The 24,110-nt window shown below is 69.9% G+C and carries 19 protein-coding genes; 7 read left to right on the top strand and 12 right to left on the bottom strand.

The genetic code is table 11. The features are described 5' to 3' along the window. Window positions 1-15 precede the first annotated feature (15 nt). Window positions 16-867, top strand: a complete 852-nt coding sequence (pdxY, locus tag ACFJGU_RS06170; RefSeq protein ID WP_382308593.1) for a pyridoxal kinase PdxY — start codon at window positions 16-18, stop codon at window positions 865-867. Window positions 868-879: 12 nt separating this feature from the next. Here pdxY and ACFJGU_RS06165 read toward each other — a convergent pair whose 3' ends face one another. The 5 genes from ACFJGU_RS06165 to ACFJGU_RS06145 all read right to left on the bottom strand — a co-directional run bounded on the left by ACFJGU_RS06165 (window position 880) and on the right by ACFJGU_RS06145 (window position 7,200). Continuing rightward, entirely contained in the window at window positions 880-1,899 is a 1,020-nt protein-coding gene (locus ACFJGU_RS06165) for a carbohydrate ABC transporter permease (protein ID WP_382308591.1), read from the bottom strand. After that, on the bottom strand, window positions 1,896-2,825 hold the full coding sequence (locus ACFJGU_RS06160; RefSeq protein WP_382308589.1) for a carbohydrate ABC transporter permease: 930 nt from the start codon (window positions 2,823-2,825) through the stop codon (window positions 1,896-1,898). The genes ACFJGU_RS06165 and ACFJGU_RS06160 overlap by 4 nt, the downstream gene beginning before the upstream one ends. Then, on the bottom strand, window positions 2,825-4,195 hold the full coding sequence (locus tag ACFJGU_RS06155) for an ABC transporter substrate-binding protein (protein WP_382308587.1): 1,371 nt from the start codon (window positions 4,193-4,195) through the stop codon (window positions 2,825-2,827). The genes ACFJGU_RS06160 and ACFJGU_RS06155 overlap by 1 nt, the downstream gene beginning before the upstream one ends. Before the next feature lie 78 nt (window positions 4,196-4,273). After that, window positions 4,274-5,995 (bottom strand): alpha-amylase family glycosyl hydrolase, encoded by a 1,722-nt coding sequence (locus tag ACFJGU_RS06150; RefSeq protein WP_382308585.1) that lies wholly within the window; start codon window positions 5,993-5,995, stop codon window positions 4,274-4,276. Window positions 5,996-6,195: 200 nt separating this feature from the next. Beyond that, a complete protein-coding gene (locus ACFJGU_RS06145; RefSeq protein WP_382308583.1) occupies window positions 6,196-7,200 on the bottom strand; it encodes a LacI family DNA-binding transcriptional regulator in 1,005 nt (334 codons plus the stop codon). Between the two features lie 115 nt (window positions 7,201-7,315). Between ACFJGU_RS06145 and ACFJGU_RS06140 the strand changes: the two genes are divergently transcribed. Beyond that, entirely contained in the window at window positions 7,316-7,870 is a 555-nt protein-coding gene (locus tag ACFJGU_RS06140) for a hypothetical protein (RefSeq protein ID WP_382308581.1), read from the top strand. A gap of 78 nt (window positions 7,871-7,948) precedes the next feature. Here the strand turns inward: ACFJGU_RS06140 and ACFJGU_RS06135 are convergent, their stop codons facing one another. From ACFJGU_RS06135 to ACFJGU_RS06105, 7 genes are read right to left on the bottom strand one after another with little or no spacing between them, the layout of a single operon-like run. Then, window positions 7,949-8,710: an SDR family oxidoreductase gene (locus tag ACFJGU_RS06135; RefSeq protein WP_382308579.1), complete on the bottom strand. Its 762-nt coding sequence runs from the start codon at window positions 8,708-8,710 to the stop codon at window positions 7,949-7,951. Between the two features lie 49 nt (window positions 8,711-8,759). Then, window positions 8,760-9,140 carry a monovalent cation/H(+) antiporter subunit G gene (gene mnhG, locus ACFJGU_RS06130; protein WP_382308577.1) on the bottom strand — a complete coding sequence of 127 codons (381 nt, stop codon included), beginning with the start codon at window positions 9,138-9,140 and terminating at the stop codon, window positions 8,760-8,762. Further along, entirely contained in the window at window positions 9,137-9,400 is a 264-nt protein-coding gene (locus ACFJGU_RS06125; protein WP_382308575.1) for a monovalent cation/H+ antiporter complex subunit F, read from the bottom strand. The genes mnhG and ACFJGU_RS06125 overlap by 4 nt, the downstream gene beginning before the upstream one ends. Continuing rightward, complete coding sequence (locus ACFJGU_RS06120; RefSeq protein WP_382308573.1) at window positions 9,397-9,939, bottom strand: Na+/H+ antiporter subunit E; 543 nt, start codon at window positions 9,937-9,939, stop codon at window positions 9,397-9,399. The genes ACFJGU_RS06125 and ACFJGU_RS06120 overlap by 4 nt, the downstream gene beginning before the upstream one ends. Continuing rightward, window positions 9,936-11,540 carry a Na+/H+ antiporter subunit D gene (locus ACFJGU_RS06115; RefSeq protein ID WP_382308571.1) on the bottom strand — a complete coding sequence of 535 codons (1,605 nt, stop codon included), beginning with the start codon at window positions 11,538-11,540 and terminating at the stop codon, window positions 9,936-9,938. The genes ACFJGU_RS06120 and ACFJGU_RS06115 overlap by 4 nt, the downstream gene beginning before the upstream one ends. Next, entirely contained in the window at window positions 11,537-12,031 is a 495-nt protein-coding gene (locus ACFJGU_RS06110; RefSeq protein WP_382308569.1) for an NADH-quinone oxidoreductase subunit K, read from the bottom strand. Before ACFJGU_RS06110 ends, ACFJGU_RS06115 begins: the two co-directional genes overlap by 4 nt. Beyond that, window positions 12,028-15,102, bottom strand: coding sequence for a Na+/H+ antiporter subunit A (locus ACFJGU_RS06105; protein ID WP_382308568.1), 3,075 nt, complete (start codon window positions 15,100-15,102; stop codon window positions 12,028-12,030). The genes ACFJGU_RS06110 and ACFJGU_RS06105 overlap by 4 nt, the downstream gene beginning before the upstream one ends. Window positions 15,103-15,187: 85 nt before the next feature. On the opposite strand from ACFJGU_RS06105, the gene ACFJGU_RS06100 reads away from it, so the two are divergent. From ACFJGU_RS06100 to ACFJGU_RS06080, 5 genes are all read left to right on the top strand, one after another. Next, entirely contained in the window at window positions 15,188-16,207 is a 1,020-nt protein-coding gene (locus ACFJGU_RS06100) for a helix-turn-helix domain-containing protein (protein ID WP_382308566.1), read from the top strand. Between the two features lie 175 nt (window positions 16,208-16,382). Further along, window positions 16,383-20,918 carry a S8 family serine peptidase gene (locus ACFJGU_RS06095; RefSeq protein WP_382308564.1) on the top strand — a complete coding sequence of 1,512 codons (4,536 nt, stop codon included), beginning with the start codon at window positions 16,383-16,385 and terminating at the stop codon, window positions 20,916-20,918. A gap of 141 nt (window positions 20,919-21,059) precedes the next feature. Beyond that, window positions 21,060-22,076, top strand: coding sequence for a serine hydrolase domain-containing protein (locus ACFJGU_RS06090; protein WP_382308562.1), 1,017 nt, complete (start codon window positions 21,060-21,062; stop codon window positions 22,074-22,076). A gap of 234 nt (window positions 22,077-22,310) precedes the next feature. Continuing rightward, window positions 22,311-23,567, top strand: coding sequence for a DUF222 domain-containing protein (locus ACFJGU_RS06085; RefSeq protein WP_382308560.1), 1,257 nt, complete (start codon window positions 22,311-22,313; stop codon window positions 23,565-23,567). 379 nt (window positions 23,568-23,946) lie between these two features. Then, on the top strand, window positions 23,947-24,093 hold the full coding sequence (locus tag ACFJGU_RS06080) for a hypothetical protein (protein WP_382308558.1): 147 nt from the start codon (window positions 23,947-23,949) through the stop codon (window positions 24,091-24,093). Window positions 24,094-24,110 lie beyond the last annotated feature (17 nt).

Here is a 24,110-nt window from a genome sequence, read left to right as displayed (position 1 = left end):
TGCGAGAGTAGAGGGGTGAAGATCCTCTCCATCCAGTCCGCGGTCGCGTTCGGGCACGTCGGCAACTCGGCGGCCGTGTTCCCCCTGCAGCGTATCGGCGTCGAGGTTCTCCCCATCTACACGGTGAACTTCTCCAACCACACCGGCTACGGCGCCTGGCGCGGTCCCCTCATCCCGCCGGGTGACGTCGCCGACGTGATCACCGGCGTCGAGGAGCGCGGCGCGTTCAGCCAGATCGACGCCGTGCTCTCGGGCTATCAGGGCAGCGTCGGCATCGGCGACGTCATCATCGACGCCGTCGCGCGGGTGAAGGCGGCGAACCCGAACGCGGTCTACTCCTGTGACCCGGTGATGGGCAACGCGAAGTCGGGCTGCTTCGTCGCTCCCGAGATCCCGGTGCTGCTGCGCGAACGGGTGGTGCCGGTCGCCGACATCATCACGCCCAACCAGTTCGAGCTGGGCTTCCTCACCGGCACCGAACCCGGCACCCTCGAGGAGGCGCTCGCGTCGGTCGACCTGGTGCGCGCATCCGGCCCCCGCACCGTGCTCGTCACGAGCGTGGAGGACCCGGCCGCCGAGCCCGGCACGATCGGCATGATCGCCGTCGACGACACCGGCGCGTGGTCGGTGCGCACGCCGCTCCTGCCGATCAAGGCGAACGGGTCGGGCGACGTCACCGCCGCCCTGTTCACCGCCCACTACCTCGAGACCGGGAGCGCCGCGACCGCGCTCGAGCGCACCGCCTCGAGCGTGTTCGACCTCATCGACGCCACTCTCGCCTCGGGCGAGCGGGAGCTTCGCCTGGTGGAATCGCAGGAGTTCTTCGCCCACCCGCGGCTGCAGTTCAGCGCGACGCAGCTGCGCTGACGGCCGTGGGCGTCAGCCCTTGATGGCGCCGCCGAGGCCCGCGCTGCGGAGGAACAGGCGCTGGAACACGACGAACAGCACGATCGGGATGAGCGTCGAGATGGCGAGCGCCGCCAGGTAGACGTCGAGCTCGATGGTCTGCTGCAGAGCCGGCAGCCGCACCGAGAGCGGCTGGATGGCCGGCACGGTGAGTACGAGCATCGGCCAGAGGTAGTCCTTCCAGGCGGCGATGATCGCGAACACCGACACCACGCCGATGATGGGTCGCGACATCGGCAGCACGATCGACCAGAACAGCCGGAACGGGCCCGCGCCGTCCATCCGCGCCGCCTCGAAGATCTCGCGCGGCAGGTTGTCGAAGAAGCGCTTCACGAGCACGACATTGAAGGCGGATGCCCCGGCCGGCAACCACACCGCCCAGAAGGTGTTGAGCAGCGACGTGCCGATCAGCGGCGGATGCAGGATCGTGAGATAGAGCGGCACGAGCAGCACCACGGCCGGCACGAAGAGCGTCGCGAGCACGAGCCCGTAGACGACCTTGCCGTACTTGGGCTGCAGCACGCTGAGCGCGTACCCGCCGGTCGCCGCCACGAGCAGCTGCACCGCCCAGGCCCCGGCCGCCACGATCACCGTGTTCATGAATTGCACGTCGATGTGGATCGTGGTCCACGCCGTCACGAGGTTCTGCCAGTCGATGCCGTTCGGGAAGATCGCCATCGGGGTGCGCAGCGTGTCCTGCGTGGGCGTGACCGCGGCCTTCAGCAGCCAGAGCAGAGGCCCGAGCCCCGCGATCACCAGCAGGGCGAGCAGGATGCCGTGGATCGTGCGCGTGGTGCGGCGGATCGACGGGCGCCGGCGGTCGGAGATCGAGATGATGCCGCGGTCGTTGCCGGCATCCGCCCCGGCCTTCTTGGCACGTCGACGGTCACGGCGCCGCCCGCCCCGCCCTCCGTCGGCACCGGACGGCTCGTTCAGGACCGTGGCCTCCAGGGGCACGAACGGGGGTGCCGGCGTTTCGGTGGTCGAGGTCATTCTGAGCTCCAAGACTTGGTGAGCCGGAAGTAGATGAGCGAGAAGATCGCGAGGAAAACGGCGAGCATCACGCTGAGCGCCGTGGCGGCACCGTAGTTGCCGCCGAGCGAGTTCTGGAAGGCGTAGCGGTAGATCAGCAGCAGGATGGTCGACGTCGAGTTCGCGGGCCCGCCGTTGGTGAACAGGAACGGTTCGAGAAAGACCTGCGCCGTGCCGATGATCTGCAGGATGAAGGTGATGAGCAGCACCCCGCGCAGCTGCGGCAGGGTGACGTGCCAGACCTTCTTCCAGATGCCCGCGCCGTCGATCTCGGCGGCGTCGTAGAGATCAGGGCTCACGCTCGTGAGCGCGGCGAGGTAGATGATAATGGTGCCACCGGCCGCAGCCCACGTGGCTTCGAGCACGAGCGACGGCATCGCGGTCGCGGCGCTCTGCAGCCAGGGTTGGGGCGGGATGCCCACCCATGACAGCACGGTGTTGAACGGCCCGTTCGGGTCGGCGTTGTAGAACACCTTCCAGAGCAGCACGGCGACGACCGGCGGCACCACGACGGGGAGGTAGGCGAGTGCACTGTAGAGGCCGCGCATCCGGTTCACCTCGCTCATCAGCACCGCCACCACGAGCGGTACCGGGTAGCCGAAGAGCAGCGCGAGGGCCGCGAAGTACAGGGTGTTCAGCGCCGCCTGGCCGAGCTGTGGATCGGAGAGCACCTTCACGTAGTTGTCGAGCCCGATGAAGGTGGCCGGGCTCACCAGGTTGGTCTTCTGCAGGCTCATCACCACCGCTTCGACGATCGGCTTCCAGGAGAAGACGCCGAAGATCACGAGCAGCGGCAGCATGAACAGCAGGGTCGAGAGGCCGCCCCGCCGCACCCACGAGACGGGGGTGCGTCTCGGGGTGCGGACGGGGCGTTGGAGGGTCGACATCAGCCGGCGTCGACCAGGGCCTGCACGTCGGAGTTCGCCTGGGCGAGCAGTGCGTCGATGTCGGCGTTCTGGTCGGTGAGCACGGCCTGCACCACGGTGTCGAGGGCGGCGTAGAGCTCCTGCGTCTTCACGGCCGGTTCACCCACCAGAGTGCGGCCCTGATTGCCCTCGGCGAAGAACGACACCTGGTCCTGGGGAACGTTGATGTAGTCCTTGATCCACTCGCGCGACTGGTCGAGCGTCGCCTGGTCGAAGATCGGCAGGGCCGGGGTGCCGACCGCCTGGTCCTGGTCGGCGAGGATCTTCGCGTCGGCGACGGCGGCATCCTGGTCGACCAGCTTCGACACGTCGTAGAAGTCGATCCACTTCACGGCCGCGTCCTTCTGCTCGTCGGTCGCCTTCGCGCTCACCACGTTCAGCGTTCCGCCGCCCATGATGGCCGCCTCGGGCGAGTCGGTGATCGGGATGGCGGCGAGGCCGTAGATCGCCGGATCGAGGTTGTTCTCGCGGGTGAGGCTCGTGAAGATGTCCGAGCCGCTGGTGTACATGCCGATCTGGCCGGCCGCGAAGGCCTGGTTGATGGTGCCCCAGTCGTAGAGGAAGTTCGAGCCCATGGAGTTGTCGGTCCAACGCAGCTCCTTGAGGAACTCCAGCGCCTCCTTCGTGGCGTCGTTGTCGATGGTGACGGTGGTGGTGTCGCCCTCGCCCTCCTCCATGCGGCCGCCGCGCGAGACCGTGGCGGCGGTGGTCTGCCAGCCGCCCGTGTTGCTCTGCGTCATCTGCATGTAGCCCGCCTGACCGGTCTTCTCGGCGATGGCCTTGGCGTCTTCGCGCACCTCGTCCCAGGTGGTGGGCGGGTCGTCGGGGTCGAGGCCGGCCTGCTCGAAGAGCTGGCGGTTGTAGTGCAGGCCGATGGCATATGCCTCTCGGGGAATGCCGTAGATGTTGCCCTGGTCGTCCTGCGCCGTCTCGAGCACGCTCGGGTTGAACTGGTCGAAGTAGGGCAGCGCCTCGACCTGCGCGGTGAGGTCGGCCAGCTGGCCGTTGGCGATGAGGGTGCGGCCGTCGGTGAGCGGGATGCGGAACACGTCGGGCAGCGTGCCGCCGGCGAGCTGCGCCGTGAAGGTGGTGGCCTTCCACTCGTACTCGACGGGTTCGACGTCGATGTTGGGGTTGAGCTTCTCGAACTCGGCGACCCGGGCGTCGAAGGCGTCGAACGCCGCCTGCTCGGTGCCCGGGATGAGGGAGGCGACGGAGATGTGGACCTTGCCGTCGTCGGAGCTGCCGGCGTCGGCCGAGCAGGCGCTCAGCAGACCGACCGAGGCGATGCCGACCGCGGCGATCGCGACGGCCTTTCGGGGTGACTTCATTGTCGGTGCCTTTCGTGTGTGGTGCGTGGTTGCGGGATGGTGCGGGTGCGGATGTTCCGGGTTGCGGGATGGTGCGTGCTAGGCGGGGTCGAGGGCCGGCCGGAGCCAGGCGGTGGAGTCGGGTGGGAGCAGTCCGCCGTCGAGCGCGGCGCTCGCGATGAGCACGTCGCGATGCGCGGGCAGGGCGGCAGGCCGGGAGCCGAGGTTGGTGACGCAGACGACGTCGCCGCGCGAGAAGGCGAGCACCTCGGGCGCGCTGTCGAGCCACTGCAGCAGCCCGTCGCCGAGGTCGTCGTCGGCGCGACGGATGCGCAGGGCGGCGCGGTAGAGCGAGAGCATCGACGTGGGGTCGGCGGTCTCGGCCTCGACGGTGTACGCCGCCCAGTCTCCCGGCTGGGGCAGCCACGTGCGCGGGGCGACGGCAGGCTCGGGGGGTGCGCCTTCCGCCACGGCCTGTGGCGTGCTGAAGCCGTAGGGCGGGTGGTCTCCTGCCCAGGGGAGGGGGACGCGGCATCCGTCCCGGCCCGGATCGACGCCGCCCGAGCGCTCGTGCATCGGGTCGTGGAGCAGTTCGAGGGGGATGTCTTCGGCCTCGGGGAGGCCGAGTTCGTCGCCCTGGTAGAGGTACAGGGAACCGGGGAGAGCGGCTGTGAGGAGGGCCGCCGCGCGGGCCCGGCGGGTGCCGAGGGCGAGGTCGGTGGGGGTTCCGAAGCGTTTGGTGGCGAAGGCGAAGGCGCTGTCGGCGCGGCCGTAGCGGGTGACCGGGCGGGTGACGTCGTGGTTCGAGAGCACCCAGGTGCTGGGAGCGCCGACGGGGGCGTGCGCGGCGAGCATGGTGGTGATGGATGCTCGCAGCTCGTCGGCGCTCCAGGCCCGGCTCATGAAGTCGAAGTTGAAGGCGGTGTGCATCTCGTCGGGGCGGAGGTACTTCGCGAATCGCTCGGAGTCGGGGAGCCAGATCTCGCCCACCAGCACGCGGGGACCAACGGGGGTGTCCTTGTACTCCTCGGCGACCGCTCGCCAGCGGCGGTAGATGTCGTGGAGTTCGTCGCGGTCGGTGTTCGGATGCTCGCCGGGGGCCGGGTTCTCGGGCACCTCGGGCAGGGTGGCGTCTTTCACGAGCAGGGCGGCGGAGTCGATGCGCACCCCGGCGACTCCGCGGTCGAACCAGAAGCGCAGGATGTCCTCGTGCTCGCGGCGGATGTCGGGGTGGTCCCAGTTGAGGTCGGGCTGCTCGGGCGAGAACAGGTGCAGGTACCACTGGCCGGGCGTGCCGTCGGGGTTGGTGGTGCGGGTCCAGGTGGGGCCGCCGAAGTTCGAGACCCAATCGGTGGGCGGCAGCTCGCCGTTCTCACCGCGTCCGTCGCGGAACCAGAAGCGCTCGCGGGCCCGGCTGCCGGCCCCGGCGGCGAGGGCCTCCTGGAACCACGGGTGTTCGTGCGAGACGTGGTTGGGCACCACGTCGATGATGGTGCGGATGCCCAGCTCGAGCGCGGCGCGGATCAGTGCTTCCGCCTCGGCGAGGTCGCCGAACGCGGGGTTGATGGCGCGGTAGTCGCTCACGTCGTAGCCGCCGTCGGCGAGGGGGCTGGGGTACCACGGGGTGAACCAGAGGGCGTCGACGCCGAGGTCTTTCAGGTAGCCGAGCTTGCTGCGCACGCCGGCGAGGTCGCCGGTGCCGTCGCCGTCGGCATCCGCGAAGCTGCGCACGTACACCTCGTAGATGACGGCGCTGCGCCACCAGTCGGCGTCGGTTGCCGTCGTCGGCGCTGCGGCAGGGGTGAGCGTTTCGGTGGTCACGCCCCGAATGTAGCTTCGCTCACTCGCTCAACGCAAGAAATCGACAGATAGTAAGCAACTTACGTATTCTTGCACTGGCTTGCGGGCTGGAGGGCGCCCCGTAGGGGCGTTGGTGTCGGAAACCGCAAACCTGGCGAGCTCCGCGCCACCTACGGGGTCGGCTGGCCGTACGTTTGCGGAACTCGACGAAGAGTCGGCGCTCAGACGCGCGAGCGCGCCGGACCGGTGGAGCCGCGCACCACGAGTTCGGGCTCGAAGAAGTACTCGTCGGGTTCGGCGGCGGCGCCGTCGATCTGGGCCACGAGCAGGTCGATGGCCATGCGTCCCATCACCTCGATGGGCTGGCGCACGGTGGTGAGCGGGGGATCGGTGCTCGTCATGAGGGCTGAATCGTCGAAGCCGATCACCGAGACGTCGTACGGCACCGACATCCCGGCCCGCTTGACGGCGCGGATCGCCCCCAGTGCCAGAGGGTCGGATGCGCAGACGATCGCGGTCACCCCGGCCTTCAGCAGGCGGGTCGCCGCGGCCTGCCCCGCCTCGAGCGAGTACTGCGAGTGCACCAGGAACTCCGGCCGCACGGCGCCACCCGCCAGCAGGTTCGCCGAGGCGAGTTTGCGGAGCGAGGGCACGTGATCGGCGGGGCCGAGCAGGAGCCCGATCCGCTCGTGGCCGAGCTGGGTGAGGTGTCCCCAAGCTTGCTCGAGGGCCACGGCGTCATCGGTCGAGACCGTGGCGAAACCGAGACCCGGGATCGGCGCGTTGGTGACGACCGTCGGCAGCCGCAGGTCGATGAGTCGGCGGTAGTGCTCGTGCGGGGCATCCCGCTGCGTGTATTGGCCGCCGGCGAACACGACGCCGGAGACGTGCTGCTGCAGCAGCAGATCGAGGTAGTCCGACTCGGAGATGCCGCCCGCCGTCACCGTGCAGAGCACCGGGGTGTACCCGTGTTGAGCGAGCGCGATGCCCACGACCTCGCCGAAGGCGGGGAAGATCGGGTTCTGCAGCTCGGGCAGGAAGAGCCCCACGAGCCGGGCGCGCTCGCCGCGGAGTTTGCTCGGCCGCTCGTAGCCGAGCACGTCGAGGGCGGTGAGCACCGCCTGCCGAGTGCTCTCGCTCACCCCTGGTTTCTCGTTGAGGACCCGGCTCACGGTGGCTTCGCTCACGCCCACCTTGCGGGCGACTTCAGCCAGGCGTCGTGACATGCGGCAATCTTACGCAAACCACGCAACTTCTTGCAGAACGCCTCGGTCGGTACGCTACTGCACCACCGGCAGGGCCGAGGGTCGTGCTCAGGGAGCTGCGGATACCCTGGAGGGAATGAGCATCCCGGACACCCGCAACTGGCGCTTCTTCGCCCCGAAGAAGCCGCCGCGCCTGCCTCCGAAGGGGGAGCGGTGGAGCGGGATGCTCCGGCCGGCCACCTTCATCACGGCGGGCGTGGTGGGGGCGTTGATCGCCGCCGTCTGGATCGGTGTCGCCGTGACCCAGCCGAAGACTCCGGCGACGCTCGACGAGGTGACGGCCGAGGTCATGACCGAGGTCGACACGATCACGGGGGTGCTCGGCGACCCGCTGCAGCCCGCCGACGACGAGACCGAGGTCGTGGCCTGCCCCGATGGCGGGGAGCAGTACCGCATCACCCGCACCGAGTCGCTGCCGGCGACCGTCGTGCCGGGTGCCGTGATCGCGGAGATCAAGCAGGGGTACGAGCTGCTCGACTGGACCGTGACGACCAGCCCCGCCGGCCTGAGCGGCCAGGAGGCCCACCTCGGCGGCAAGACTCCCGTCGTGGTGGACGTCACGGTGGTGCCCGAAGGCGCGACGGTGACGGCGACGATCCACGGCGAGTCCCGCTGCACCCGTCCCGACTGACCCCGATTAGTTACTACGCACATGAGCGACACCGACCATCTCTAGGGCACCGGTGTCGCTCAAATCGGTAGTTACTCGTCAGCGCACCAGGGCGGCGCGGCTCCAGGTGTCGAAGTCGGTGTTCGCGAGCGTCGCGTCGGGCCCCGGCAGCAGGTCGTGCGCGCCCAGACGCGCGCCGAAATAGGACGCGAGCGGATCGGCGGCCACCTCGCGCGGATCGTTCGCGAAGGCCAGACGGCGACGCACGAAACCGTCGAGCCGGCCCTCTTCAGGTCCGGCGTTCTCGACGATCCCGCCGACCGGGGCGGCAAGAGCCGCTCGTGCGACGGCGGCCACCACGTCGTCGGCCGCCATGGGCCGGATCAGCGCCTCGGCCACCCGCACCCGGTCGCCGTCGACCGCGGCATCCGCGATGCTGCCGATGAACTCGAAGAACTGCGTGGCGTGCACGATGCTGAAGGGTCGTCCGGACTCGCGGATGAGCTGCTCCTGCGCGTGCTTGGCCCGGAAGTACCCGCCCTCGGCCACAGCAAGCCGCTCGGTACCGACCACCGACAGTGCGACGTGCTTCGCCACACCCGCCGCCGCGCCGTAGCTCAGCAGGTTGAGCGTGGAGGTCTCGAAGAAGTCGAGCGCGCCGGCCTCGTCGGTGTACGACGAGTTCGAGACGTCGACGACGGTCTCGATGCCCTCGAGAGCCTCGGCGAGCCCGTCGCCCGTGTAGGAGTTGACGCCCGTGGCGCGCGCCGCGGCCACCACCTCGTGCCCGCGCTGGCGCAGTAGCGCGACGGTTCTGGCGCCGATCAGTCCCGTGCCTCCGATGACGACGATCTTCGACATGATCCGGTCCTTCCGCGAAGCGGCGGCGGCCCATCCGCCCCGTCCGCAGCTATGACCGGGTGCCCCCGTCGTCTGTGACAGGCGGGGTGAACTCGTCGACCACGAGGATGTCGCTGCGGAAGTGGCCCGTGCGGTACGCCGCCCGGCCCACCATGTGCGCCGCGACCGGCGCGGTGAGGCTCTGGAAGAAGATGATCGCGACCGCCAAGGTGATGGTGCCGACCGAGGGGTTCGTGACCGCGACATCCGCCACGATCGCCATGATGCCGAGGATCTGCGGCTTCGTGGCCGCGTGCAGCCGCGACAGCACGTCGGGGAAACGCAGGAGACCGACCCCCGCCGCGAAGCACATGAGGGCCGCCAGCAGCACGAGGATCGCCGTGATCACGTCGCGCAGGTCGAAGTCGAAGCCGAGGTCGATGGTGTTCATGTGTCATCCCTCGAGGCGAGGAAGCGGGCCACGCTCACCGAGCCGACGATGCCGAAGAGGGCAAGCCCGAGCAGCACCGGCAGGGTGTCGGTGTGCCGGTTGATGGCCATCTCGGCGCCGATCGCGCACATGGCGGTGGCCACGAGCACGTCGGAGGCGATGATGCGGTCGAGCGCGGAGGGACCGCGGATGATGCGCCAGACCGCTCCGACGGCGCCCGCCGCGAACAGCAGTCCGGCGATGATGACGACCACGATCACGAGCTGCCCCCTTCCGGCGAACGCAGCCGCGCGAGGTCGTCGGCCGACCCCGCCGCGAGGATCAGCCGCCGCTCGGTCGCCAGCACCGCTCGCTTCAACGCCGGCACCTCGTCGACCGACCGCACGTTCAGCGCGTGGAGGTAGAGCGTCGCCGTCTCGCGGTCGACGTCGAGCACGATCGATCCGGGCACCAGCGACACCGCCTCGGCGGTGAAGGTCATCACCAGGTCGCTCCGGGTGCGCAGCGGTACGGCGATGACGGCGTTGCTCGGCCGGTACCACGGGTTCACCGCCGACCAGGCGATCTGCAGCGACGCCAGCACGATGTCGGCGAGCAGCCGCACCACGAAGACGAAGGCGTGCAGGATGTTCACCCGACCCGAGAGCGCCACCGCCGGCAGGTAGAACGCCACCGAGACGAGCAGCGCGAGCACCACCCCGGTCAGGAGCGACAGCCAGGTGAACTCGCCCCAGAGCAGCATCCAGAGCAGCACCAGTCCGAGGAAGGGCACCAGTCCGCCGGCGATACGGCCTTTCATCGCGGATCACCCCCCGAGAGGGTCCCCGGGACGCCGCCCGGGAACACGGAGTCGACGTAGGTCTCGGGTGTCGCGACGTTGCCCGCCGCCCGCTGCGCCAGGTCGAACAACGGCCCGGCGAACACCGTGAGGCAGAGGGTCAGTGCGATGAGACCGGTGGTCGCCCCCACCATGAGCTTCGAGGTGCCGACCGCGGTGGCGACGCCCGTCGCCGTGCCGTTGGTCGACTCGGGGCTCTCCTGGAGCGACTCGATGAGCGGTGACTCGTAGCCTTCCACGTCTTCCTTCGGCCGCCAGAACGCCATGTTCCACACCCGCATCAGCGCGTAGAGCGTGAGCAGCGAGGTGACGACCCCCGCCGCGATCAGCACGTACACGAGAGGCGACGGCGACGCAGCTCCCGCCTCGAACAGTCCGATCTTGCCGAGGAACCCCGAGAACGGTGGGATGCCGCCGAGGTTCAGCGCCCCGATGAAGAAGAGGATGGCGACGTACGGGGCTTTGCGGAGCAGGCCGCCGAGCCGCGTGATCGACGTCGATCGCCCCACCCGCTCGATCAGCCCCACCACGAGGAACAGGGCGGTCTGCACCGTGATGTGGTGCACGATGTAGTAGATCGTGGCCCCGGTGGCGAGCTCGGTGCCGATGGCGACGCCGAAGATCATGTAGCCGATGTGGCTCACCAGCGTGAACGAGAGCAGCCGCTTCACATCCGCTTGGGCGAGCGCGCCGAGGATGCCGACGAGCATCGTGAGGCCGCCGATGATGAGGAGCGGCACGGTCAGCGGCACGTCGAAGAACAACAGCTTGTCGGTGCGGATGATCGCGTACACACCCACCTTCGTCAGCAACCCCGCGAACACGGCGGTGACGGGCGCGGGCGCGGTGGGATACGAGTCCGGCAGCCAGAACGACAGCGGGAACACGGCCGCTTTCACCGCGAACCCGATCAGCAGGGCCGCGCACAGGATCACCTGCACGTCGAGCGGCAGCTCCCGGATGCGGTCGGAGAGCAGCGCCATCGTCACCGTTCCGGTGGCGCCGTAGATGAGCGCGATGGCACCGAGGAACAGGAGCGAGGAGACGAGACTGACGACGACGTAGGTGACGCCGGCACGGATGCGCGACCCGGTTCCGCCGAGCGTCAGCAGCACGTAGCTGGCCGCGAGCAGCATCTCGAACCCGACGTACATGTTGAACAGGTCGCCCGCGATGAACGCGTCGAACAGCCCGCCGGCCAGGATCAGGTAGGTGGGGTGGAAGATCGACACCGGGGTGTCGCGATCCCGGTCGGCGATGCCCTGACCCACCGCGAACACGAGGACGCCGAGCAGCATCAGGGCCGAGACGACGACCATGATGGCGGCCAGCCGGTCGACCACGAGCACGATGCCGAAGGGCGGTGGCCACCCGCCGACCTCCACCACCGCAGGCACGCCGGTGCGGTCGACATCGGCCAAGAGGATGGCCGCGGTCGCCGTCACGGCCACCAGGGCGGTGACGCTGATCGCGATCTGCACGCGCCGGTAGCGCCCGAGGATGAGCGTGATCGCCGCTCCGACGAGCGGGATGATAACGAGCAGGGGAACGAGGGCGTTCATCGCATCACGTCCCGATCCTGCTCGCTGGGCTCCGGATCGGGGTCGTCGTCGCCGCCCTCGCCGAGCACGGCGCGCACCGCCTCGTCGTCGCCTTCCAGGTTGGTGTGGAACACCAGGGCCTCATCGGCTTCGGCGGCATCCATCTCCTCTTCGTCGCTCGTGACGTCGTCACCCTCGTCGCCGAGGTTCGACAGCCACCAGGAGCGGTAGATGAGCGCCAGGATGAACGCGGTCACGCCGAAGTTGATGACGATCGCGGTGAGCATGAGCACCTGAGGCACCGGGTCGACGATGTCGGCGGGCTGCGTCGCTCCGTCGATGATGGGCGACTCGCCCGAGCGGCCCGACATCAGGAAGATGAGCAGGTTCGTGGCGTTGCCCACGAGCAGGAAGCCGATGAGGATGCGCGTGAGACTGCGCTCGAGCATCACGTAGACACCGGCGCCGTACATCACGGCCATCAGCACCACGAGGGTGAGGGAGGCGCTCATGCGGCACCACCTCCGCTCGTTCCGGTCGAGGCTCCGGCCTGGCGGCGTTCGGCGGGCCCGCTCGTGTCGCGCCCGGCCACGCGGCCGCGGGTCTCGGCCTCGTCGGCCACCACCGAGTGGTCGTCGGGCTCGGCATCCACGTCGTCCTCCGCCTGCTGCCGGTCGACCTCGCCGCCGAGGGCGCGCAGGATGTCGAGCACCACACCGATCACCACGAGGTAGACCCCGATGTCGAAGATGGTGGAGGTGCCGAAGGAGATGTGGCCGAGGATCGGGGCGTCGGCCTCGAAATACGCCGACTGCAGGATCTCGCCGCCGAAGAACAGCGACCCGACCGCGGTGCCTGTCGCGAGCAGCATCCCGGCGCCCAGGATCACGCCCGGACCGATCGGCAGCGTCTCGCCGATCTCGTAGCGCCCGCCCGCGAGGTAGCGGGCGATCAGCGCGAGCCCGGCCAGGATGCCCGCGGCGAAGCCGCCGCCCGGCGCGTTGTGCCCCGCGAAGAGCAGGAAGATCGAGACGACGATGGCAGGGTGGAAGATGAGCCGTACCAGCACCTCGAGGATGAGCGAGCGGTTCTCGGGCGAGAGTGTCTTGCCGCCGAGCAGCCACGAGTGCTGGCGCGAATCCGGATCGTCGGTCTCGGTGGAGGTGTGCGGGTCGTCCACCAGCTGGGAGCGCTGCCCGCCGCTGCGGCGCTTCCGCGATTCGCGGAGGCGCGGCACCGTGAAGTTGCGGCCCGTCACGAAGATGAGGCTGGCGACGCCGGTGGCCACCACCACGAGCACCGAGAGCTCGTTCATCGTGTCCCAGGCGCGGATGTCGACGAGCATCACGTTCACGACGTTCTTGCCGTGCCCCACCTCGACCGCGAGCCGCGCGAGGTCCTCGCCGAGCCCGGGCGCCTGGCGGGCGCCGAGAGCGATCAGGCCGACGAGCCCCATCGTCACCCCCACCAGTGTGCCGATGAGGATGCGCCAGCCCTTGCTCACGGGCTTGTTGTGCTGCGCGATCTTCACGGGCAGACGGCGCAGCACCAGCACGAAGACCACGATGGTGACGCTCTCGACGAGGGCCTGCGTGAGTGCGAGATCCGGAGCCCCGTGGAAGGCGAAGAGCACGACCAGGCCGAAGCCGGTGGCGCCCACCAGCAGCACCGCGGCGAGCCGGTGCGTGGCGCGCGCGGCCATCACCGCGGCGACCGCCATCGCGGCGGCCACGAAGACCTGTGCGGGGTAGTCCCAGGCCACGAACTCGGTGGGCCAGGTGCGGTTCAGCGCCGTCGCCGCGCCGAGGCACAGCACGAAGACGAGAAGGATCGTGCCGATGTACTGCGGCAGACCGCCCTTCTGGGCCGTCAACGTCACGCGTGCCGCGAGTTGATCGACACCGCGCACCATCGACCAGTAGGTGCGGGAGGCGTCGATCAGCGGCGGCACCTTCTTCTGCAGTCGCGCGACGGGCTTGCGGAGGGCGAAGAGGAGGAGACCGGCGGCGATGATCAGGGCGGAGATGCCCAGCGCGGGTTCGAGGCCGTGCCAGAGGGCGAGGTGGTAGTCGCCGCCGCCGGGGACGGTGTCGGCGTAGGTCTCGAGGGCGTGGCCGATGGGGGCTGCTGCTATTCCGCCGGCGATGGTGGCGATGGTGAGGATGATGGGGGCGGTCAGGATCGCCGTGTCGGGCTTGTGGGTGGCTGGCTCCGGCGTCAGGTTCTGGGGGCTCTGCCCGTGAACGCCCGCCACACCGGAGCCCCCAGAACCTGACGCCGGAGCCAGCTTCGTGGCGAAGGCGCCCCAGAAGAAGCGGGCGGAGTAGGCAACCGTCAGTATCGAACCCACGGTGACTCCGACGAGCGCGACCACTGCCCAGGGGGTGTCGGCTTCGAGGAAGGCGGTGAGGACGGCCTCCTTGGCGACGAAGCCGAGGAGAGGGGGGATCCCGGCCATGCTGGCCACGGCGATGAGGGCGATGGCTGCCAGCAGCGGTCTTCTGCGGCCGAGGGCGGAGATCTCCCGAAGGTCTCGGGTGCCCTCGTCGTGGTCGATGATGCCGACGACGAGGAAGAGGGTGGCCTTGAAGAGGGCGTGGGCGAGAAGGAGGGCGGCCCCCGCGAGCGCGGCGTCTCGGGTGCCGAAGCCCACGACCACCGTCAGGAAGCCGAGCTGGCTCACCGTGCCGTAGGCGAGCAAGAGCTTCAGGTCGTTCTGGCGGAGCGAGCGCCAGGCGCCGAGGAGCATGGTCCAGACGCCGATGCTCACCAGGAGCGGTGTCCAGCCGGGGGTGTCGGCGAAGCCCGGGGCGAGCCGGGCGATGAGGTAGATGCCGGCCTTCACCATCGCGGCCGCGTGCAGGTAGGCGCTCACGGGGGTGGGTGCCGCCATGGCGGCGGGCAGCCAGAAGTGGAAGGGCACGAGGGCCGACTTCGACAGGGCGCCGACCAGGATGAGCAGGATCGAGGTGGTCACGAGCGGGCCGCCGGGCGGTGGGTCGCTGACGAGCCGCGCGATCGAACTGGTACCGGCATCCACCGTCAGCAGCACCACTCCGACGAGCATCGCGAGCCCGCCGAAGGTGGTGACGAGGAGGGCCTGGAGGGCGGCGCCGCGACTCTCCTTGCGCTCGGTGTAGTGGCCGATGAGCAGGTAGGAGAGCACGCTCGTGATCTCCCAGAACATGAACATGATGTAGATGTCGTCGGCGGTGACGAGCCCGTACATCGTGCCGGCGAAGGCGAGCAGCAGCGCGGCGAAGCGGCCCAGCGCGGGCTCGCGCGGCGAGAAGTACCGGGCGCAGTAGACGAGAACCAGAGCGCCGACGCCGGTGACCACGAGCGCGAGCAGCCAGGCGAGCGTGTCGACGCGGAACGACAGCGCGATGCCGAGCTGCGGAATCCACTCCACCGTCTCGGTCGCCGCTCCGCCGGCGAGAACGGTGCCGGTCTGCGTGAGCGTGAACACGAACGCGGCCGCCGGAAGGGCCGCGATGACGTAGAACACCCGCGTCGAGAGCACCCTCGTCAACAACGGAGTGAGCGCTGCAAGCCCTGCGAACAGCAGCAGGACCAGGATCACGCGGATCTCCTCATGTCGGGGAGAGGGGCAGACCCCCAGTCTACCCGGGCCTGTTCGTCGGGTCTCACGACCGTAGGGTGGAGGGGTGGCTGACGACACTCCCTTCCTCGATGTGGCCGGGCTCGATCCGCTGAGCGAACGTGTGTACCTCGACCTGCTCACGCTGGGTCGCTCGAACGCGGCGCACGTGTCGGAGAAGTTCGATCTCGGGATGCCGGCAGCCTCCGCCATGCTCGAAGACCTCCGGGATCTCGGCCTCGCCTCGCGCCTCGAGGGGGCCGAACGCGATTACACCCCGGTCGACCCGGGCTACTCGCTGCGCGCGATCGCCGACCGGATGGGCGACCAGGTGCTGCGCATCCGCGAGGCGCTGCCGAAGCTCGTGGAACTGTTCGAACGCGTTCCGCCGAGCGGGGTCGACCAGACCCAGACCAGCGTGCTCGCCGACGCGGACGCGGTGGCCGCCTGGTACACCCGGCTGCAGCATCAGGCCCGCACCGAGTTCCTCGCCTTCGACCGGCCGCCCTACGTGTCGGCCTCGCTCGACCCGGTCGAGGGGACCGCCCTCGACCGTGGCGTGGAATGGCGCGCCATCTACACGATCGAGAGCTTCGACGACGGCACCACCTGGGAGGAGGTCGCCGACCTCGCCGCCCAGGGCGAGCAGGCCCGCATCGCCCCCGAGTTGCCGACCAAGCTCGCCATCGTCGACCGCCGCACCGCGCTCGTCTCCCTCACTCTCGAACCGGGCCGCATCTCCGCCCTCGTCACCTCCTCGCAGCCCCTCGTCGACGCCCTGCACCAGCTCTTCGAGTTCCACTGGGCGCGCTCCTTGCCGCTCGGGGACGCGCGAGCACGGCTCGAGAGCGGCTCCGCGCCCGCGGAGGGAGCGGTGAAAGGCGCCGGCCGCATCCGTGCCGCCACACCGGAAGAGCGCACACTGCTCTCCCTGATGGCCGTCGGGATGAAGGACGACGCCGTCGCCCGGCAGCTGAACATCTCGCCCCGTACGCTCCGCCGCCGCAGCCAGGACTTGATGAACGAACTGGAGGCGAGCACCCGGTTCCAGGCCGGTCTCGAAGCGGCCCGGCGGGGCTGGTTGTAAGGCCGGAGTTTCCGCCGTGTAACGATCGCGTTTCCGCGCCTGGCCGGTTGCGGCAGATGGCCGGGTTAGGCCAACACGACCCTTCGGCTGTTGGCCAGGATGGGACGAACCGGCGACGCCGACCCCCCGAGCGGGGGTGCCGTGCGCCATCCGCTTCCTTCGATCAAGGGACTCCGTGAACACGTCTACCGCACCGACCCGCGCCTCCCGCTCCCACCCCTCGACCCGGCGCGCCGGCCTACGGTGGTGGGCGGCCACCACGGCCGTGCTGCTGGCCTCCGGCCTCGGAGCCGGCGCGCTCGCGGCCGGGCCCGCTGCGGCGGCATCGCTGCCCACCGCATCGACAGGCGCGACGGATGCGACCGCAACGCCGGCCGCCGATCCTGCCGCCGATCCCGCCCCCGCCCCCGCATTCACCGACGGCCGCTACATCGTCACCCTGAAGAGCGACGCCGTGGCCGCCTACCGCGGAGGGCTCGCGAAGTTCCCGGGTACGCAGCCGGCACCCGGCGACGACCTCGACGCCGGGTCGCGCAAGGTCACCGACTACTCGAGCTACCTCGCCGGCGTGCAGGAGCAGGTCGCCGACTCCGTCGACGCCGACATCACCACCTCCTACACCCTCACCACCAACGGATTCGCGAGCACCCTCACGGCCGGCCAGGCCGCGGCGCTCGCGGCCGATCCGAGGGTCGCCCGCGTGGTGCCCGACGAATTGCTGCACCTCACGGCCACCCCGTCCACCGACTACCTCGGCCTCTCCGGAGCCGACGGCGTCTGGGCCCAGACCGGCGGCGTCGAGTCGGCGGGCGACGGCATCGTGGTCGGCGTCATCGACAGCGGCATCGCGCCCGAGAACGCCTCGTTCGCCGGCGCTCCGCTCGCGACCGACCCCGGCACCGGTCAGCCGTACCTCGACGGCGACACCGTCGTGTTCGACAAGGCCGACGGCAGCACCTTCCACGGCGCCTGCGAGACCGGCGAGCAGTTCACGGCCGCCGACTGCTCCACCAAGCTCATCACCGCGCGCTACTTCGTCGACGCCTACGGCGGCTCCGACGTGCTCGGCCGCGACCGCGGCGAATACCTCTCGCCCCGCGACGGCAGCGGCCACGGCTCACACACCTCGAGCACGGCGGCGGGCGACGCGGATGTCGCGGCCTCCGTCGCCGGCCGTGACCTCGGTTCCATCTCGGGCGTCGTGCCCGGTGCGAAGATCGCCATGTACAAGGCCTGCTGGACGGGCCCGACCCCCTTCGACGACGGCTGCCAGACCGGTGACCTGCTCGCCGCGATCGACGCGGCGGTCGCCGACGGCGTCGACGTCATCAACTACTCCATCGGCGGCGGAGCCGCGCAGACCACCATCTCGCTCACCGACGAGGCGTTCCTCAACGCCGCCGCGGTCGGCGTCTTCGTGGCCGCCTCGGCCGGCAACGACGGGCCGGATGCCTCCACCGCCGACAACGCGGCGCCCTGGATCACCACGGTCGCGGCATCCACCATCCCCTCCTACGAAGCCACCGTGCGTCTCGGCGACGGTCAGGTGGTGCTCGGCGGCTCGATCACCGTGCCGACGGATGCACCCGTGACCGGCCCGTTCATCGACGCGACCGCGGCGGCCGCTCCCGGCGCCACCGACCCGCAGCTCTGCGGGCCCGACACGCTCGACCCTGCGAAGGTGACCGGCGCGATCGTGCTCTGCGACCGCGGCGTCGTCGACCGCGTGGCGAAGTCGGCCGAGGTGGCGCGAGCCGGCGGCATCGGCCTGGTGCTGGTGAACACGCATCCGGATTCCCTCGACCTCGACACCCACACGGTGCCCACCGTGCACGTCGACTCGGCTTCGGCCGACGCCCTGCACGCTTACGCGGCGACCGCAGGCGCCACGGTGACGCTCGAAGACGGCAACCCCGACTCCGTGCCCGCCCCGCCCACGCCGCAGGTCGCCGGGTTCTCGTCGCGCGGCCCGATCCTCGCCGACGGCGGCGACATCCTGAAGCCCGACATCGCGGCTCCGGGTGTCGGCATCCTCGCGGCCTACGCGAACTCGGAGAGCCAGGCCGGGCAGTACGCCCTGCTCTCCGGCACCTCGATGGCCTCGCCGCACATCGCCGGGCTCGCGGCGCTCTACCTGGGCGAGCACCCCGACGCCACCCCGGCCGAGATCAAGTCGGCGATGATGACCACCGCCTACGACGCGGTCGACGGATCGGGCGCCCCGATCACCGACCCCTTCGCCCAGGGCGCCGGCCAGGTCGATCCCACGCGCTACTTCGACCCGGGAATGCTCTTCCTCAACGACGTCGACGACTGGTACGGCTACGCCGAGGCGCTCACCGGGCTCGACCTGGGTGTCGACACGGTGAGCCCCTCCGAGCTCAACCTCCCGTCGATCAGCATCGGTTCGCTCGCCGGATCGGAGACGATCACCCGCACGGTCACGTCGACCCGCGCCGGCACCTTCACGGCGGCTCCGGTCAGCATCCCGGGCATCGACGTCGTGGTCTCGCCGAGCGTGCTCACCTTCGGAGCGGCCGGCGAAGAGCAGAGCTACACCGTCACCTTCACCCGAACGGATGCCTCGCTCGACGAGTTCGCCACCGGCCAGCTGATCTGGACCGACGGTGACGAGACCGTCACCACCCCCCTCGCGGTGCGGCCGGTGACGCTCGGCGTGCCCCGCGAGATCGCGGGCGAGGGCACCGACTCCTCCGTCGACATCCCCGTCGCCGTCGGAACCACCGGCGACCTCGACATCACCAAGACCGGGCTCGCGAAGGGCGACGTGCTGCACGGCAGCGGAACCGCGCCGGCCGACGGCAGCCCCTCGGTCCGCGACCGGTTCGTGGTGGACGTTCCCGAAGGCACCACCTTCGCGCGCTTCGCCCTCGACTCCCTCGACGACACGGCCGACCTCGATCTCTACCTCTCGCTCTACGACGAGAACGAGCAGGTGACGCCGATCAACCAGGCGGCCACACCGAACCCCGACGAGACGCTCGACGTGCCCGGCCTCTCGCCCGGTCGCTACATCGTGGAGGTCGACTTCTTCGCTGGTCACGGCGACCTCGACTACACCCTCACGAACTACTTCCTCGGGTCGTCGTCGACGGCCGGCGCCTTCACGGCGACGCCGGAGAAGCTGCACATGACCCTCGGGGAGCCGGCGGCGGTGACGGCGTCGTGGTCGGGCCTCGAGCCGGGTGCCAGCTACCTCGGCCGCGTCGGCTTCGGCGACACCGGGCACAGCACGATCGTGTCCGTCACCACGCCGGGCGACCCCGTGCCGCCGACCGGTGACCTCGCGATGACGGTCGACCCCGAGTGGGCCCGGGCGGGAACGGATGTCGCGGTGCACGCATCCGGCCTCACCCCCGCTGAGCCGTACACGATCACCGTCGGCGGCGGAGCGGATGTCGCGGTGACCGGCCTCGGCAGCGCGAGCGGACGAGCCGACCGGGCCGTCTCCCTGCCCGCCGGGCTCGCCGACGGCGCCTACCCCGTCACTACCGAGTCGGCGGCCGGCACCGTGTCGGCCACGCTGAACGTGGCGAAACTGCTGGTGTTCAGCACTCTCGAGTGGACGCAGTACGACTCCGACGGTGCTGCGAGCACGACGCTCGAGACGAGTTACGTGGGCACCGGCGAGATGCGGGTGAAGCTCACCGGTGCCACCGGAACGGTGCTCGACGAGCGGATCGAGGTCTCCTCCGACCCGATCTTCTACTCGGACAGCGTGCGGTCGTCGCCCGCGGCGACGCCGGCCGGCGTCTACACCGCCGACGTCTGGGCGGTGGCCGAGGACGGGTCGCTCACGCAGCACTTCGACTACGTCTTCACGGTGGCGGCGTCGCAGGCGAGCGACGTCACGATCACGCAGAACCCGAACGACGAGAACTTCGCCGACCTGTCGTTCACCAACCGCTCGGGCAACTTCTTCCTGGTGCGGTTGCGGTACAAGCTCTGCTCCGGTCCGGTGGTGTTCTCCACGGTCGACATCAACAAGGAGGTCATCACGCAGACCTTCGACATGACGGGCGCGGCGTACGTCGAGCTCATCCGTGACGACGACGTGGTGCTCGCGAGCTACCAGAACACCGGTTCCGCCCGCTGTGCGCCAGAACCCCACATCACGCAGGACTACTGGCTGACCTTCAGTGACGACCCGTCGACCGCTGAGGAGGGCAAGCCCATGTCGATGGTGTTCAACAACCGCATCCCGGCCTGGAGCCACGGCTTCGACTTCACCGCGGGCGTCGGTAACAGCATCCGTGCGGGCCAGTTCTACTACCAGCAGACCCCGCACGAGCTGGTGACCGAGCCCGGTCCGATCGTGACCGTTCCCCTCCAGGTGCCTGAGAACGACGACTACTGGGTGCGTGCGTTCTACGAGACCCTCTCGCCCGACAAGCACGTCACCGCGCACCGCGTGATCTATGCGCTGCCGGTCGACCTGTCGATGCTCCAGCCGGTGGCGGATGCGGGCGAGCCGAGCGGCCCGGGCGACGGTGAGCCGGGTGCCGGTGACCCCGGGGCCGGCTCGGGCGGCGGGCAGGGGAGTGCGCCTGCGACCGGTGCCGAGGCGTCCGGTGATCTCGCGGCGACGGGTTCAGGGGCCCTGTCGACCGTGATCGCGGCTCTGGTGCTGCTCCTCGCGGGAGCGGCGGCGGCGGTCGCGACGGCCAGGCGTCGACGGAGCCGGGCCTAGCCGGCCCCGTCGGCCCGTCGGCCCGGAGCGGGGCGCCCTTTCGAGTGGGGCGCCCCGCTTCTGCGCGCGTCGCGCCGGCGATTCGCGTGACAGGTTCGGGGTGCGGTGTAATCGACGGGGACTCTCGACCGAGGAGGATGCGTGGGAACACTGGTGCTGGACGACGCCGTTCGCTGGGTGAAGCGACAGGTGGAGGAGGGTCCGCTGCCGTCGGCCGTGTTCGGGGTGGCGACATCCGAGGGTGTGCAGCACCTGGAGGCCTTCACGGGTCGGGATGCGCGGACCGCCGAGGTCGACGACTACTACGCGCTGTTCTCGGTGACCAAGCCGCTGTCGGGCATCGCGATCGCGCGGTCGGTCGAGCGTGGGGAGCTGTCGCTACGGGCGTCGCTCGCTTCCGCCTTCCCCGCCACGGATGCGGCGAACTCCGCGGCGGCGCAGCCCTGGCGCGCAGGGGTGCGCCTCGAACACCTGCTCTCGCACACGGGCGGCCTCAGCGAGCCGCCGCTGGACTCACCGCTCGACCTCGACGAGCAGCTCGACCTCGCCCGCCCCGACTTCCTGGCCGGGTCGATGGTGCGCTACTCCAACATCGGCTTCCACGGGGCGGCACGCATCCTCACCGCCGCCACCGGACGCGACCTGCACGACGAGATCGAGGCGCTCAGCGCGTTCGCGGGCGGATCGGCGCTCACCTTCGACGCCGGAAGCGACCCGCACGAGGTCTTCGGGCAGAAGGAGGTCGGACTCGACTACGCCGCGATGGCGCGGCACCGGCATCCGGCCGCCGGTGTGAACGGAACCGCGGCGGGACTGCTCGAACTCGGTAGTTCGTTGCTGCGGGCGCACGGCGGTGCTCGCGGACAGGTGCTGCATCCGGAGACGCTCCGTGGGATGCTCGTGCCGCGCACCATCGGGGTGCCCGAGCCCATCCCCGGTGACCCGAAGCGCGACTTCGGGCTGGCGTGGAACATCCGGCAGACCTCCACCGCGCTTCTGCACCGTGACGTCTACGGCCACGAGGGCTGGTCGGGAACCCAGTGGTGGATCTACCCCGAGCTCGACTTCTGCTTCGCCCTCATGACGAATTTGCTCGATGTGCGTCTCTACGGTGTCGACCCCGATGAGTTGAACAACGCGGTGGTCGCCGGGTCGTGATCTCTCGCGTGTGAGCTTGACGGTGCTGCCGCGCGCTGCGCGCTTGCCGATGATGGGTCGTGGCCGGGGCTCCTGAGACGGTGACGGATGCGGTCGGTTGGGAATACTGCGACCCGCATTTTGAGCCGGCCGTGTTTCATTGTCGGCAAGCGCGGAGCGCGCGGCAGTCCGTCGGGGTTGGTGGCCTCAGTGTCGGTGGCTGCTGGTTGAATAAAGCTCATGAAGGGTTTGTTCGTGGTCCGCACCGAGGAACTCGATGCGCGCCTGGATGCCGCGATCGATGAGCTCCACGACATCGACCGGGCCACCGCCGGGTTGGATGCCCGTCGGGCGCGGTGTCTGGCCGCGGTGGCGGAGATCGCGGACGAACGGGCCGCTCTGGTCTCGGGTGGGTCGGCGGTGCGGGAGGGGGAGCGGCGCCTGGTGGCGGTGGAGATCGCGACCGCGACCCGCCGGTCGGAGCGCACGGTGGCGGGGATGATCAACAATGCTGAGCAGCTCGTCCACGACTACCCCGCCACCCTGTCCGCGCTTTCCGACGGCCGGGTGTCGGGGTTGCATGCCCGGCACCTCATCGCGCACGCTTCCACCCTCCCCGCGGAGGCGCGGCCCGGATTCGAGGCCCGGTTGCTTGCCGAGGCGGCGGTGCTGTCCCCGCACCGGTTCAACGAGCGGGCACGTCGTCTGCGGGAGACCTGCCATCCGGAATCGATCACGGTGCGTCACCGGCAGGCGCGGGAGGAACGGAGCGTGTGGTTGTCGCCGGAGTGCGACGGGATGGCCACCCTCACCCACTACCTCCCCGCGGTGGACGCGGTTGCGGTCGACGACCTCCTCGACAAAATTGCGAGGAGTGAACGGTCCGATACGGACCCGCGCACGCACCTGCAACGCCGCGCCGACGCCCTCACCCGCCTGATCCTCACCCCCGACAACCCCGCCCGGCCCGCGTCGATCACCGCGTCGGTGCTCGTCACCGTGCCCGCGGCCACCATCGCCGGCCTGTCGGACCAGCCCGGTGACCTGCACGGGTACGGCCCCATCGACCCCGGCACCGCCCGGGCGATCGCGGCGACCGCGCCCACCTTCCTCCGCGTCCTGACACACCCCACAACCCGGGAACCCACCATGATCACCCGACACTGGGGCCGCCCGGTCGCCGACCACCCCACCGACGGCGACGGGCGGGACCGGTACAGTGCTCCGCCCGAGCTGCGGTTGGTGCTCGCCGCGATCGATCAGACCTGCCGGTTCCCCGGCTGCAGCCGACGCGCCAACCGGTGCGAACTCGACCACACCCGCGACTGGGCCCACCACGGCACCACCACCCCCGAGAACCTCACCTACCTCTGCTCCCGACACCACCACCTCAAACACGAAACCCGCTGGACCGTCCACCCCCACCCCGACCGGCCCCGCCACCTCAACTGGCGCAGCCCCCACGGCCGCAACTACACCACCGCACCACCACCAGCACCCGCCGACGGTTGAAGTCACGCACTATCAAGCGTCCAATCAGCGGGCCCCGCGTTGTAATCCCGCTCGATATCGTCTGAACTCCAGCGCGCCCACCAGCGATCAGTGGACCAGTGGATGAGTCACGGAGCGGCAGGCCGAGTTCAGCATGAAGACACGTGTGCCGAGCGCCGCTATTGCCTGCCGAACAGCGGCACAGGTCCCGTCGGAAACGTCGGACCGGCGCGCACGGCCTCTCGACCCCCGGGGGCTCCCTCGACACGATTCGGGCCCGGTCGCCGATGGCCCCAGAGCGGGGGTCTGGCGCGAAGGGTGTCCTCTCGGGGATAGTCCTCTTGTCGACACGTGTCTCCGATCGACAGATCACCCGCAATCCTCACCGGAAGAACAATTCATGAGCGCGTCACCGTCGTCTCCTCGACCGAATCAGATCAAGACTCGCTCCGAGCACCTGCGGATCGTGGCGCGGGCTCTCGTGATCGGCATCTCTGCCGCCGTGGCACTGTCGCTCAGCGTCATCGCCTTCGCCCTGCAACCGTGACCGCGGTCGAGCCTCGG

It is taken from the genome of Herbiconiux sp. UC225_62 (genome assembly GCF_042694625.1).
Taxonomy (GTDB): domain Bacteria; phylum Actinomycetota; class Actinomycetes; order Actinomycetales; family Microbacteriaceae; genus Herbiconiux.
Note: the sequence above shows the minus strand (reverse complement) of the source record. Positions and strands in the feature narration are given on the sequence as shown.

Excerpts from the sequence above, each read along its gene's own strand:
- ACFJGU_RS06165 (WP_382308591.1), bottom strand. The coding sequence starts at position 1,899 with ATGACCTCGACCACCGAAACGCCGGCACCCCCGTTCGTGCCCCTGGAG.
- ACFJGU_RS06160 (WP_382308589.1), bottom strand. The coding sequence starts at position 2,825 with ATGTCGACCCTCCAACGCCCCGTCCGCACCCCGAGACGCACCCCCGTC.
- ACFJGU_RS06155 (WP_382308587.1), bottom strand. The coding sequence starts at position 4,195 with ATGAAGTCACCCCGAAAGGCCGTCGCGATCGCCGCGGTCGGCATCGCC.
- ACFJGU_RS06145 (WP_382308583.1), bottom strand. The coding sequence starts at position 7,200 with ATGTCACGACGCCTGGCTGAAGTCGCCCGCAAGGTGGGCGTGAGCGAA.
- ACFJGU_RS06140 (WP_382308581.1), top strand. The coding sequence starts at position 7,316 with ATGAGCATCCCGGACACCCGCAACTGGCGCTTCTTCGCCCCGAAGAAG.
- ACFJGU_RS06135 (WP_382308579.1), bottom strand. The coding sequence starts at position 8,710 with ATGTCGAAGATCGTCGTCATCGGAGGCACGGGACTGATCGGCGCCAGA.
- mnhG (WP_382308577.1), bottom strand. The coding sequence starts at position 9,140 with ATGAACACCATCGACCTCGGCTTCGACTTCGACCTGCGCGACGTGATC.
- ACFJGU_RS06120 (WP_382308573.1), bottom strand. The coding sequence starts at position 9,939 with ATGAAAGGCCGTATCGCCGGCGGACTGGTGCCCTTCCTCGGACTGGTG.
- ACFJGU_RS06115 (WP_382308571.1), bottom strand. The coding sequence starts at position 11,540 with ATGAACGCCCTCGTTCCCCTGCTCGTTATCATCCCGCTCGTCGGAGCG.
- ACFJGU_RS06110 (WP_382308569.1), bottom strand. The coding sequence starts at position 12,031 with ATGAGCGCCTCCCTCACCCTCGTGGTGCTGATGGCCGTGATGTACGGC.
- ACFJGU_RS06080 (WP_382308558.1), top strand. The coding sequence starts at position 23,947 with ATGAGCGCGTCACCGTCGTCTCCTCGACCGAATCAGATCAAGACTCGC.